Origin of the sequence: Vibrio sp. sp1 (genome assembly GCF_016920955.1) — a bacterium.
Classification (GTDB): domain Bacteria; phylum Pseudomonadota; class Gammaproteobacteria; order Enterobacterales; family Vibrionaceae; genus Vibrio; species Vibrio alginolyticus.
The window spans coordinates 849944-863334 of sequence record NZ_CP060589.1 but is presented as its reverse complement, the minus strand read 5'-3'; the positions used below and the strand labels follow the sequence as shown (position 1 = coordinate 863334).

Annotated in this window: 9 protein-coding genes; 8 read left to right on the top strand and 1 reads right to left on the bottom strand. The window is 45.9% G+C overall.

The genetic code is table 11. The features are described 5' to 3' along the window. Positions 1 to 62: 62 nt before the first annotated feature. The 3 genes from recO to acpS are packed head-to-tail and all read left to right on the top strand — an operon-like array spanning position 63 to position 1916. Positions 63 to 794 (top strand): DNA repair protein RecO, encoded by a 732-nt coding sequence (gene recO, locus H9L11_RS03995; RefSeq protein ID WP_005384578.1) that lies wholly within the window; start codon positions 63 to 65, stop codon positions 792 to 794. Beyond that, positions 791 to 1525 (top strand): pyridoxine 5'-phosphate synthase, encoded by a 735-nt coding sequence (gene pdxJ / locus H9L11_RS03990; RefSeq protein ID WP_005384579.1) that lies wholly within the window; start codon positions 791 to 793, stop codon positions 1523 to 1525. The genes recO and pdxJ overlap by 4 nt, the downstream gene beginning before the upstream one ends. Before the next feature lie 10 nt (positions 1526 to 1535). Continuing rightward, the gene (acpS, locus tag H9L11_RS03985) at positions 1536 to 1916 is read left to right on the top strand and encodes a holo-ACP synthase (protein WP_005380927.1); all 381 of its coding nucleotides are present in this window, start codon (positions 1536 to 1538) and stop codon (positions 1914 to 1916) included. A 69-nt stretch (positions 1917 to 1985) separates the two neighbouring features. Here acpS and barA read toward each other — a convergent pair whose 3' ends face one another. After that, the gene (gene barA / locus H9L11_RS03980; protein ID WP_033907441.1) at positions 1986 to 4784 is read right to left on the bottom strand and encodes a two-component sensor histidine kinase BarA; all 2799 of its coding nucleotides are present in this window, start codon (positions 4782 to 4784) and stop codon (positions 1986 to 1988) included. A 192-nt stretch (positions 4785 to 4976) separates the two neighbouring features. On the opposite strand from barA, the gene rlmD reads away from it, so the two are divergent. From rlmD to eno, 5 genes are all read left to right on the top strand, one after another. After that, on the top strand, positions 4977 to 6296 hold the full coding sequence (gene rlmD, locus H9L11_RS03975; protein ID WP_025768846.1) for a 23S rRNA (uracil(1939)-C(5))-methyltransferase RlmD: 1320 nt from the start codon (positions 4977 to 4979) through the stop codon (positions 6294 to 6296). A 123-nt stretch (positions 6297 to 6419) separates the two neighbouring features. Continuing rightward, the gene (gene relA, locus H9L11_RS03970) at positions 6420 to 8639 is read left to right on the top strand and encodes a GTP diphosphokinase (protein ID WP_005380915.1); all 2220 of its coding nucleotides are present in this window, start codon (positions 6420 to 6422) and stop codon (positions 8637 to 8639) included. Positions 8640 to 8988: 349 nt separating this feature from the next. Beyond that, complete coding sequence (mazG, locus tag H9L11_RS03965; protein WP_033907439.1) at positions 8989 to 9792, top strand: nucleoside triphosphate pyrophosphohydrolase; 804 nt, start codon at positions 8989 to 8991, stop codon at positions 9790 to 9792. Between the two features lie 205 nt (positions 9793 to 9997). Continuing rightward, a complete protein-coding gene (locus H9L11_RS03960; RefSeq protein WP_021034029.1) occupies positions 9998 to 11638 on the top strand; it encodes a CTP synthase in 1641 nt (546 codons plus the stop codon). Positions 11639 to 11716: 78 nt separating this feature from the next. Further along, positions 11717 to 13018, top strand: coding sequence for a phosphopyruvate hydratase (gene eno, locus H9L11_RS03955; protein ID WP_033907438.1), 1302 nt, complete (start codon positions 11717 to 11719; stop codon positions 13016 to 13018). Positions 13019 to 13391 lie beyond the last annotated feature (373 nt).

The following is a 13391-nucleotide window of genomic DNA, read 5'->3' as shown; positions in this document are numbered from 1 at the left end:
AAAATAAGGAGCCGCTCGGCTCCTTATTTTTTATTTCACACTTTTTAGGCACAATGACTTAGATGAGTAATCTGTCTTCCGAAGGTTTACAGCGCTGTTTTGTATTGCACCGACGCCCTTACAGTGAATCGAGCTTAATCCTTGATGTATTTAGTGAGGAATATGGCCGAATGACTTTAATGGCCAAAGGCGCGCGCAGTAAGCGTTCGAACTTAAAAGGCGCATTGCAACCTTTTACCCCGCTATTACTTAAATGGTCGGGGAAAGGCTCGATGAAAACTTTGCGTCAAGCCGAGCCGATAAGTCTAGGTTTGCCGTTAACGGGCATTAATCTCTACTCAGCCATGTACGTCAATGAACTGATTGGCCGTATTTTGATGGCTGAAGTGCCGATGCCAGCACTATTTCATGATTATTTGCATGCGTTAACCGAGTTGGCGCACAACGAGAACCCTGAGCCTGCACTGCGTCGTTTTGAGTTAGCCTTGCTGTCTGCTATGGGGTATGGCGTGGATTTTTTGCATTGTGCAGGTACCGGCGAGCCCGTCGACCCAGAAATGACCTATCGTTACCGGGAACAGAAAGGGTTTATTGCTTCGGTTAGGCGCGATAACCTCACGTTTTTAGGGAATGAACTGATTGCTATCAGTGAGCGGCGGTTCGTCACTAAAGAGCAGCTAAAAGCGGCAAAACGCTTTACACGTATAGCCTTAAAGCCGTATCTTGGCGGCAAACCTTTAAAAAGTCGTGAATTTTTCATTCAGACCCCCAGAGCACGGAGTAACGGAAAATGAGCTCAATTTATTTAGGCGTCAATATCGACCATATTGCCACTCTACGTAATGCACGTGGTACAAAATACCCAGATCCTGTTCACGCTGCTGAAATTGCTGAGCGTGCAGGCGCGGACGGTATCACTATCCACTTACGTGAAGACCGTCGCCATATTTTGGATCGTGATGTACGTATTCTGCGTGAAACCATTCAAACGCGTATGAATCTAGAGATGGCAGTGACGGACGAAATGGTTGAGATTGCGCTGCAAACTAAACCAGAGTTTGTGTGTTTAGTGCCTGAAAAGCGTGAAGAACTGACGACGGAAGGTGGCTTAGATGTAGTAGGGCAGCTTGAAAAAATTAAAGCTGCGACGAAAAAGCTGACAGATGCAGGCATCAAAGTTTCGCTCTTTATTGATGCTGACCGTCAACAGATTGAAGCTGCGAAAAAGTGTGGCGCTCCGTTTATTGAGCTACATACTGGCCATTATGCAGATGCGACGACAGAAGACGAGCAACAAGCTGAACTGAAGAAGATTGCCGCTGGTGCTAGTTATGCACATGATCTAGGTATTATTGTTAATGCCGGGCATGGCCTGACTTATCACAATGTCGCACCAATTGCTGCATTACCAGAAATTTACGAACTCAACATTGGTCACTCAATCATTGGTCGCGCGGTATTTGATGGTTTAAATAAAGCGGTTGCTGACATGAAAGCATTGATGATTGAGGCTCGCCAGTCATAGGGCTATCTAGATGGCGATTATAGGGTTAGGGACCGACATTGCAGAAATTGAGCGTATTGAAAAAGCGTTAGCTCGTAGTGGTGAACCTTTTGCTCAGCGGATTCTTTCAGAAGAAGAAATGGCCAAATTCTCACAGCTTAAGCTGCAAGGTCGTTATCTTGCTAAGCGCTTTGCTGTTAAAGAAGCTGCCTCAAAAGCATTGGGGACAGGGATCGCAAAAGGGGTCACGTTTCACGACTTTTCCATCTCGAACGATGAGCTTGGAAAACCAGTACTCGCATTGACGGGCACAGCCAAGCAAATAGCGGATGCGATGGGTGTTAACCACATTCACCTGTCCATTTCCGATGAGCGTCATTACGCTGTGGCGACGGTCATTTTTGAATCCTAGCTTGTAAGTCTTAAACAAAATACTAAAAAGCCAGAGCATTTGCTCTGGCTTTTGTTTCTCTTCAATAGATCACTGTTCAAGGTATAACTTTGCGGTTGTTGTTACTTTAATCATTTCATCTTGCAGCTCGAACATTTCAGGCTCAACCTCCTCAAGACTGATCCCTGAGCGCAGTGCTTGCTCAAGCGTCGCACAGAGTGATTTCAGCCTTGGAACGCCACAATATGAACTACTGCCGTGCAGCTTATGGATGACATGAATTAGGTCATCACGAGAGATATCTTCTTGCTCCAGAGCTTGGTCAACGACTGCTTCTACTTCAGGGATGAACTCAATCAACATGCGTAGCATGTCTTTAGCGAGATCCTCTTTATTCGCGCTCTGTTTCAAGGCTGCTTGCCAATCAATAATCACATCCTGCTGAGGCGAAGAAACGGATTGTGGTGCGCTTCCTTCAGGTTCATCAACGTATGAAGGGGCGACTTTGCCAATGCTCTCTGTACAAGCATTTGGGTTCCAGTGAACCAAAACCTGTTGTAGCACATGCTCTTCAATAGGTTTGGTCAAGTAGTCATCCATTCCTGCCGAGAGCAAGCGGTCTCGTTCCCCTGCCATGGCATGTGCCGTTACCGCAATCACTGGCGTGTCTTTATTTAGCTCCAACTCTTTAATGTGCTTACAAGCGGTCACCCCATCCATTTGTGGCATTTGAATATCCATGAAGATTAAATCGTACTTTTTCTCTGTCGCCAGGTTCACCGCTTGCTGGCCATTGCTACAGGCGGTGACGGTTTCTACTCGTTCGCGGAGCAGTGCAGAGATCAGCTTCAAGTTTGCAGGGTTGTCATCCACTGCTAGTACAGTGAGAGGTAAACGGTCCCCTTCGCTTGGCGTAATTGGAGCGCTTAATACCGGTGGCGATTCTACATGTTCGCTAATCAGGCTTTGTAGCAACTTACGGCGAGACAATGGTTTCGTCAGGCACTGGACGTGATGCTCTGTCATTATTTGGTCCGCAAGCGCCAATTCGGTACTCGGTGTCCCTAGGAGAACACTCGGAGCCATGCGTTTCGCTTGTTCTATCCAAGGTGTAATAACTTCCGCATCGTGAGTCTGGTTGGCCGCTAAATTCAACAGTACATAATCATATTGTTCTTCGTTGTTTGGTAGCGAAGAGCGGTAGGTTACTAAAATACCCTCCTGACTTAGAATCTGTTGGGTTACGGACGCGGCTTGCATGTTTGGTTCAATCAGCAGTAACTGCTTCCCAGTCAGAAGTTCCACTTCAATCAGTTCGCTCATTGGCATCTCGGTTGAGTGCAAGCGCACCGTAAACCAGAAGGTTGAACCTTGGTGTAGACGGCTGGTTAAACTGATTTCGCCGCCCATCTGGCTCACCAGTTTCTGAGTGATAACCAGACCAAGACCAGTACCGCCGTAACGACGTGAAATACTTGCATCTGCTTGGCTAAAGGCTTGGAACAACTGCGCTTGCTGACGCTCAGAGATACCAATACCGGTATCACGCACCATGAATTGCAGTTCGACGGAGTCTCCTGATTGAGAGCGCATTTCTACGCTAACATCAATGTTGCCTCGCTCGGTAAACTTGATTGAGTTACCGACTAAGTTCGTCAAAATTTGCTGGATACGTAGTGGATCCCCAACTAAACCTGGTGGAATTTTAGGGTCCACTTTTAGGGTGATTTCTAACCCTTTCTCATGTGCACTTGTGGCTTGTAGGTTAATTACCTCTTCTAAGCTTTCTCGGAAATCAAAAGGAATGTTTTCGAGTGCCAGCTTACCCGCTTCAAGTTTCGAGAAGTCGAGAATGTCATTGATGATATTCAGCAGGTTGTTCGCCGATTTCTCAATCGTCTGTAGGTAATCCGTTTGGCTGTTAGAAAGCTGCGTTTTAAGCATTTGACGAGTAAAGCCAATCACCCCATTGAGCGGAGTACGCAGCTCGTGCGACATGTTCGCCAAGAACTCTGACTTAACCCTGGCCGCTTCTTGCGCGCGTTTCTTCGCGATATCCAACTCAACGTTCTGAATTTCTAGCTGCTCAAGCGTTTCACGTAAGTCGGACGTGGCTTGGTCTATACTGTGCTGCATCTCCACGTGATATTCTGATAACGATACCGCCATGGCGTTGATGCCATTTTTTAGCTGGTCTAACTCACCGTGCATTTTGCCTTCGATACGCACATCCAGATGACCACGGCGAATGCGGTCAACGACATTCTTCATGTGGGTGATAGGTTGGGTCACATCGTGCATTAGACGTGAAGCAAACACACTTGCTAAGCCAAGACCGAGAACCAGAACTAAAAAAGCAGAGAAGACTTCTTGATACTGTTGCAGCCTCAAGGAGGAGAGATCTAACTCGACGGCGATGTAACCAATCGCTTTTGTGCCTTGGCTTTCGTTCGACAACTCCGCTAAGTAGTGACCTTCTGACAAAATGGGGACACGCAATATCAGTGAGTTTTCGTAGATTTCCGAATTACCCAGTTGCGGGATCGGTTTATCTTTGGGAAACATCAAGGCTTCAAAATTAGGATGAAAGTTAGAGGTCACAAAGAGCTCATGATGTTCATCAAATACCGCGATACTACGAACCAGTTTGGAGTTTTTGCGGTGCGCGTAGCTTATCAAGCGACGTACCGCCTCTCGGCTTTCTGATAGTAGATGCGTTTCACTGGCAATCGCCAGCGGCTCAATAATGCTGTTACCAGTGGTGATAACTTGTTTCTCAAGGTCTTGGTAGCGGTTAAATGAGAAAAAGCCGCTCAGTAATAAACCAATAATGAGAGTGGGAGCGAGAGTTAGTGTAATTACACGTGCTCGTAAGCCATATCTGGTCATGTTATCTAATTACATCGGAGTCTGGATATGGGAAAATAACGCATTATTTCTCAAGCGCACGATAAAGCCTTGAGCAAAGAAGTGACGTCACCGAATAAACGGTAAGCATAATCAAGTCACTCGAATCACACAACGGCTGCAATCAAGAATAGTGAAGCCGAAGAGCAATTACACATAAATCAGGCATAGAGCATGGCACGCATCTTTCAACCGAAAAAGAAAACCCAACTCAATACTCGGCACCAAGCAGTGCAAGTAGAGCGTTTAGATCACCACGGCGCAGGCATTGCTTACCTCAAAAAGAAGCCATTGTTTATTGATGGAGCACTGCCGGGTGAGGAGGTGGTCACTCAATTGGTGGAAGAAAAGAGCAAATACGCTCGCGGTAAGTTGATTAAAATCCTTAAGCCGAGTGAAGCTCGTGTGGAGCCATTTTGCCCACATTATCATGAGTGCGGTGGCTGTGATTTGCAGCATCTAGATTATGACCAACAATTGACGTACAAACAGCAAACGTTGCGTCAGCTAATGCGAAAATTTTCAGGCAGTGACATTGAACTAGATGCCCCGTTATTGGGATATTCGCAGGCCTACCGTCGCCGTGCGAGAGTGAGCTTGTTTGTTGATAAAAAAACACGTCAGCTACATTTTGGTTTCCGTAAAAAGCAGAGTAAGCAAATTGCGCAAGTGACCGATTGCCCAGTGCTGGCACCGGAACTGAATGTTTTGCTGCCAGAGATTTACTCAGCCCTAAAAGCGTTCAAAAAGCCGGAACAATTAGGTCATGTAGAGCTGGTACTTGGTGATAATGGGCCGTGTATTACGCTGCGCCACTTGAGCGCTCTGACAACGAGTGAAACTCAATCTCTAACGGAGTTGGCAAAACGTCATGGCGCATCGTTGTACTTAATGCCATCGACAGAACAATTAGACCTTATCGAAGGCGATATGCCTTTTTATCAAGAAGTTGGAGTGAAAATCCCTTTTGCACCAAATAACTTTATTCAAGTAAACCAAGGTGTAAACCAACAAATGGTCAAACAAGCGGTTGAGTGGTTAGACCCACAAAAGAGTGACCGAGTGTTAGATTTGTTCTGTGGTTTAGGCAACTTTAGTTTACCAGTTGCGAAATTAGCTAAGTACGTGGTTGGAGTAGAGGGTGTTGCAGAGATGGTAGAAAAAGCCACAAACAATGCATCTTTGAACCAAATCAATAACGCGCAATTTTATCACGCTAACCTTGAGCAAGATTTTGAAGGCCAAGCCTGGGCCGCAGAGCGGTTTGATAAAGTATTATTAGACCCGGCACGCGCGGGAGCGAGTGGGATCATCGATCAAGTTTCTGAGCTTGGCGCACAGCGTGTAGTTTATGTTTCTTGTAATCCTGCTACCCTTGCTAGGGATAGTCAAAGCTTGATAGAGCAAGGCTATAAATTAACGAAATTAGGTATGCTGGACATGTTCCCTCATACCAGTCATCTAGAATCGATGGCATTGTTTGAAAAGTCCTAACTTTAGGACTTTGACCCCTTATTTGTGGTGGGTGGTCATAAAGCCAGCGTGTACGCGCGGTAAAAAGAACTAACCTGGACGGTGTTAGTCAAACCACACGAATATAATAATTAGGATGATGAGATGGTTGCGGTAAGAAGCGCGCATTTAAACCAAGATGAACAGTTTGAACTCGAAAACTGGGTGGCTAGCCTAGGACAAGAGAAAAACACAGCCTCACGCTTAATCGAAGTATATCGAGATTGCCAGACGGTATTAGCTGATAACGAGCAAGCGGAGCTGTTGTTGTGGCGTGGACGAGAAATGATCGAAATTTTGATCACCTTGTCTATGGATCAAGCCACTTTAGTGGCTGCTCAACTGTTTCCTTTGGTTTCAAGTGGTGCTTTTAACAGAGAAATTCTGGAAGAGAAATACAGCAAAGAAATCATAAAATTAATCGACGGCGTTGAAGAAATGGCTGCTATTGGCCAACTCAACGTCAACATGGAAGGCAGTGCAGCGTCATCTCAGGTAGATAACGTACGCCGCATGCTGCTTGCCATGGTGGATGACTTCCGCTGCGTGGTTATCAAGCTTGCGGAGCGAATTTGTAACCTTATTGAAGTTAAAAAAGCGCCTGATGAAGTTCGACGTGCGGCGGCAAAAGAGTGTGCCAACATCTATGCGCCGCTAGCAAACCGATTAGGCATCGGTCAGCTGAAATGGGAAATTGAAGATTACGCTTTCCGCTACCAACAGCCGGAAACTTACAAACAAATTGCCAAGCAGCTTTCTGAGCGACGCATCGTTCGTGAACAGTACATCAAAGACTTTGTTGAAGACCTCACGCACGAAATGGAAGTGTCGGGCATCAATGCCGAAGTGAGTGGTCGACCTAAGCACATCTACAGCATTTGGCGAAAAATGCAGAAGAAGAGTTTGGCATTCGATGAGCTGTTTGATGTTCGAGCAGTACGTATCATCGCAGACAAACTGCAAGACTGTTACGCGGCTTTGGGTGTAGTTCACACCAAATACAAGCACCTACCGAGCGAGTTTGATGACTACGTTGCTAACCCTAAACCAAACGGTTATCAATCGATCCACACCGTAATTCTAGGGCCAGAAGGCAAAACCATCGAGATCCAGATTCGTACCAAGCAAATGCATGAAGAGTCGGAGCTGGGTGTTGCCGCGCACTGGAAATATAAAGAAGGGGCAAGCAGCCGAAGCGGTTATGATGAGAAGATCACGTGGCTGCGTAAGCTACTGGATTGGCAAGAAGAAATGTCTGACTCTGGCGAAATGCTCGATGAGCTGCGTAGCCAAGTCTTTGATGACCGTGTTTATGCCTTTACACCACGTGGTGATGTTGTCGATTTGCCAATGGGGGCAACGCCGCTAGATTTTGCCTATCACATTCACTCCGAAGTGGGACACCGTTGTATCGGTGCCAAAGTCGGAGGTCGTATTGTGCCATTCACGCATAAATTACATATGGGTGACCAAGTCGAGATTATCACTCAGAAAGAACCTAACCCATCACGTGACTGGTTAAACCCATCATTAGGCTTCGTTCATTCTGGTCGTGCGCGTGCCAAAATTAACGCCTGGTTCCGAAAACAAAGCCGTGAGAAGAACCTTGAAGCAGGTCGTGAAATCCTTGAGCATGAGTTAGCCAAAATTGGCGCAACGTTAAAAGATGCAGAGCATTACGCCCTCAAGCGGTTTAACGTCAAAACACCAGATGAATTGTATGTTGGTGTAGGTAGCGGTGATTTGCGTATCAACCAAATAATTAATCATATCAACGCGTTAGTTAACAAGCCAACGGCAGAGGAAGAAGATCAGCAAGCACTGGAAAAACTGCAAGAAGCTGAGCATAAATCACCCGCGCAAAGCCGACCGAAAAAAGACGCAGTTGTAGTAGAAGGCGTCGATAACCTAATGACACATCTAGCACGTTGCTGTCAGCCAATTCCAGGTGACGATATCTCTGGTTACATAACGCAAGGTCGTGGGATTTCAGTACACCGTAGTGACTGTGAACAGCTAGAAGAACTGCGCCATCATGCGCCAGAGCGCATCATCGATACAGTCTGGGGCAGCGGCTTTGTGGGGTCATACATCCTCACCGTGCGTGTTGAAGCGATGGAGCGAGGTGGTCTACTCAAAGACATTACGACACTGTTCGCCAATGAAAAGATCAAAGTGACCAGTATGAAGAACCGAGTCGACTACAGACGTCAACTTGCCATCATGGACTTTGACCTAGAAGTCACCAATATTGAGGTGCTTTCGCGGGTTTCGAAACGTGTGGAACAGATCAAGGATGTCATGACGGTGAAACGCCTCGGCTAAAACTCTCGTCATAGTTATCGTTGTAGCGTTGTTGACTGCACGCACTCGCTCCATCACATGGTGAACCATGCTCAGGAGTCTCGTTTGTTTGTCGCCTAGCTACAACTTCAACTATTTACAGAGTTACACTTGCGTCATATTTGGCTTTTTATCTGCGTTAGCTGCACTTATTCCGACGTGCCGGCTCAGGGGCATCACATAGTAGGCTATGCTCAGGAGTCGCGAAAACTTGTTGCCTTGTCAAAGTAACAATTACTTAGTGAAAGCTGCTGAGAAAATATAATGTAGAAGGTGAGTGGTTTTGGCTGCTCACCTTTTTCTTTAATAGAAAGGTTTAAAGGAACAAAAAATGAGTCATCCAATTGAACAGTTAGAACAAATCATGGCGAAGCTGCGTGACCCCGAAAACGGTTGCCCTTGGGACTTAAAACAAACCTTTGACACCATCGTTCCGCATACAATAGAAGAAACCTACGAGGTGGTGGACGCGATTCAAAATCGAGATTGGCTCAATCTAAAAGAAGAGCTAGGGGATTTGTTGTTTCAGGTGATTTTTTACAGTCAGCTAGCGAAAGAGCAAGAGCTGTTCGACTTTTCGGATGTCGTCGAAACCGTGAACGAAAAACTGACTCGTCGCCACCCGCATGTTTTTTCAGATGTTGAGTTTGAATCTGACGAGGAAATTAACGCGAACTGGGAAGCGGAAAAAGCAAAAGAAAAAGCCCTAGTAGGCAAAGCGGAAGAAAGTATCCTAGACTCAATACCAAACTCTTTACCGGCACTTTCTCGTGCTACAAAAATTCAGAAAAAATGTGCAAAATTTGGGTTTGATTGGGATTCACTTGGCCCGGTTGTCGATAAAGTACGAGAAGAAATTGACGAAGTCATGGAAGAGGCACTGCAAGTTCAGCCCGATGAAGAGAAAGTTGAGTTGGAGCTCGGTGATTTGCTATTTGCGACTGTCAATTTGGCTCGCCACCTTGATAAAAACCCAGAAGTCGCGCTAGGAAAAGCAAACGTAAAGTTTGCGCGACGTTTTAAACAAGTTGAAGGCAAGGTCCAGCAGTCAGGCAAAGTACTTACAGATTGTTCTTTATCAGAACTTGACCATTTTTGGGATGAAGTAAAACAAGAAGAATCGAGGCAGAGGTAAACTGGCAGAATACATAATATAAGGTCAGCTTGTTTGGTTACACGAAAACGGACTTTGGTTTGTCTTTGCTCACTTTGATTTGAAGCAAAAAATAAAAAATTACGGTGTGATAGATTTCACGTTGTGGCGGTAAGGAGCTTCTGGTATATTTATCTCCCGTCCAGAAGCACTCCATTTCCCTCATTCAACCAATTTCAGGTTAAACATGACGACAAATTACATTTTTGTTACTGGCGGGGTTGTATCCTCTCTAGGTAAAGGTATTGCAGCAGCATCTCTTGCGGCTATTCTAGAAGCTCGTGGTCTTAAAGTGACTATGATGAAGCTTGACCCTTACATCAACGTTGACCCGGGCACAATGAGCCCTACTCAGCACGGTGAAGTGTTCGTTACAGAAGATGGCGCAGAGACTGACCTTGACCTTGGTCACTACGAGCGTTTCATCCGTACCAAGATGACCAAGCGTAACAACTTCACTGCAGGTCGTGTTTATGCCGACGTACTTCGTAAAGAACGTCGTGGTGACTACCTAGGCGCAACTATTCAAGTTATCCCTCATATCACTAACGCGATCAAAGATCGCGTTATTGCAGGTTCTGAAGGCCATGATGTGGCTATCGTTGAAGTTGGCGGTACTGTTGGTGATATCGAATCACTACCATTTATGGAAGCGATTCGTCAGCTAGCTGTTGAGCTAGGCCGTGAGCGCGCAATGTTCATGCACCTAACACTTGTTCCTTACCTAGCGGCAGCGGGCGAAGTGAAAACTAAGCCGACGCAACACTCTGTAAAAGAACTTCTATCTATCGGTATTCAGCCAGACATCCTAGTTTGCCGTAGCGATCGCGTTATTCCTGCGAATGAGCGTAAAAAAATCGCACTGTTCTGTAATGTTCCAGAAAAAGCAGTAATTTCAATGAAGGATGTAGACTCTATCTACAAGATCCCTCAGTTGATTAAATCTCAAGGGCTAGATGACCTTGTGTGTGCTCGCTTTGGTATTACTGCTCCTGAAGCAGACCTTTCTGAATGGGAACAGGTTATCTACGAAGAAGCAAATCCTACTGGTGAAGTAACCATCGGTATGGTTGGTAAATACATTGAATTACCAGATGCATACAAATCTGTGAACGAAGCGCTTAAACACGCTGGCTTGAAAAACCGTCTAAGCGTCACAATTAAGTATGTAGACTCACAAGATATCGAAACAAAAGGCGTTGAACTTCTAGAAGGTTTGGACGCGATCCTAGTACCAGGTGGCTTCGGCGATCGTGGTATTGAAGGCAAGATCCGTGCGGCTCAATATGCACGTGAAAATAACGTGCCTTACCTAGGTATTTGTTTGGGTATGCAAGTTGCACTAATCGAATACGCGCGTAACGTTGCGGGTATGGAAGGTGCACATTCAACAGAATTTAACAAAGAGACTAAGTACCCTGTGGTAGGTTTGATCACAGAGTGGGTAGACGAATCAGGTAGCGTAGAAGAGCGTACTGAAAAGTCTGACCTAGGCGGTACGATGCGTCTTGGTTCACAGCTGTGTCACCTAGAGAAAGGGACTAAAGCTCGTGAACTGTACGGTAGCGCGACGATCCATGAACGTCACCGTCACCGTTACGAAGTGAATAACGTGCTTCGTCCGCAAATCGAAAAAGCAGGCCTAAAAGTATCAGGTCTATCTGCGGACAAGAAGTTAGTGGAAATGATTGAGAACCCAGCTCACCCATGGTTTGTAGCGGCTCAGTTCCACCCAGAATTCACCTCGACTCCTCGCGATGGACATCCATTGTTTGCAGGTTTTGTTAAGGCTGCGGGCCAAAACGCACGCGGCGAATTCGAGAAGTAAAAGGATACGGGCGGCGGCGAAGGTTGTGCTGCTGCCCTTTAAGATTGACATTTATATTTGAAACGAGAGGAAACATTAATGTCTAAGATCGTTAAAGTTCTAGGTCGTGAAATCATCGACTCACGTGGTAACCCAACTGTAGAAGCTGAAGTACACCTAGAAGGCGGTTTCGTAGGTATGGCGGCAGCTCCATCTGGCGCATCTACTGGTTCTCGCGAAGCTCTTGAGCTACGTGACGGTGACAAAGCACGTTTCCTAGGTAAAGGTGTTCTTAAAGCAGTTGAAGCTGTAAACGGCCCAATCGCTGAAGCTCTAGTTGGCAAAGACGCTAAAGACCAAGCTGCAATCGACGCAGTAATGATCGAACTAGACGGCACTGAAAACAAATCTAAATTCGGTGCTAACGCTATCCTAGCTGTTTCTCTAGCAAACGCTAAAGCTGCTGCTGCTGCGAAAGGCATGCCTCTATACGAGCACATCGCTGAGCTAAACGGCACTGCAGGTCAGTTCTCTATGCCTCTACCAATGATGAACATCATCAACGGTGGCGAGCACGCAGACAACAACGTTGACATCCAAGAGTTCATGATCCAACCAGTTGGCGCTAAGACTCTTAAAGAAGGTCTACGTATCGGTGCAGAAGTATTCCACAACCTAGCTAAAGTTCTTAAGTCAAAAGGCTACAGCACTGCAGTTGGTGATGAAGGTGGTTTCGCTCCTAACCTTAAATCTAACGCTGAAGCTCTAGAAGTTATCGCAGAAGCTGTTGCAGCTGCTGGTTATGAACTAGGTAAAGACGTTACTCTAGCTATGGACTGTGCTGCATCTGAGTTCTTCGACAAAGAAGCTGGCATCTACAACATGAAAGGCGAAGGTAAAACTTTCACTTCTGAAGAGTTCAACCACTACCTAGCTGAGCTAGCTAACCAATTCCCAATCGTTTCTATCGAAGACGGTCTAGACGAGTCTGACTGGGATGGCTTCAAGCACCAAACTGAACTACTAGGTGGCAAGCTTCAACTAGTAGGTGACGATCTATTCGTTACTAACACTAAGATCCTTGCTGAAGGTATCGAGAAAGGCGTAGCTAACTCTATCCTTATCAAGTTCAACCAAATCGGTTCTCTAACTGAGACTCTAGCTGCAATCAAGATGGCTAAAGACGCAGGTTACACAGCAGTAATCTCTCACCGTTCTGGCGAAACTGAAGATGCAACTATCGCTGACCTAGCGGTAGGTACAGCTGCAGGTCAAATCAAAACTGGTTCTATGAGCCGTTCTGACCGTGTTGCTAAGTACAACCAGCTAATCCGTATCGAGGAAGCTCTAGGTGAGCGCGCTCCTTTCAACGGTCTTAAAGAAGTTAAAGGTCAAGCTTAATTCTTAATTGAATTAACCGCTTAACTTAAAGCTTTTGAAAACGCCTCGCACTTGCGGGGCGTTTTTTATATGACGGAAGCTCTAAGTGAGCGCGCTCCTCCATGTTTCAAGGAAGTGGTCTCAAAGAAGTTAAAGGTCAGGCTTAATTCTTATTGAGTAAAGTTTCGCTAAATAGCTTTTTGAAACCATCGCTACGGCGGTTTTTTGTATTTATAGGTTTGTATTTTTGGCTCTTACTTTGGTCATGGGTAAGGAGCGCTTCCTATGAGCTTGTTTCATTTTGCTGCTTATTTCTTGTAAGGAGCGTGTGAGTCTCCCTTTCTCCCCTAGAGGCAACCTCGCATTTATGCTATATATGTCACCTTATCTAATT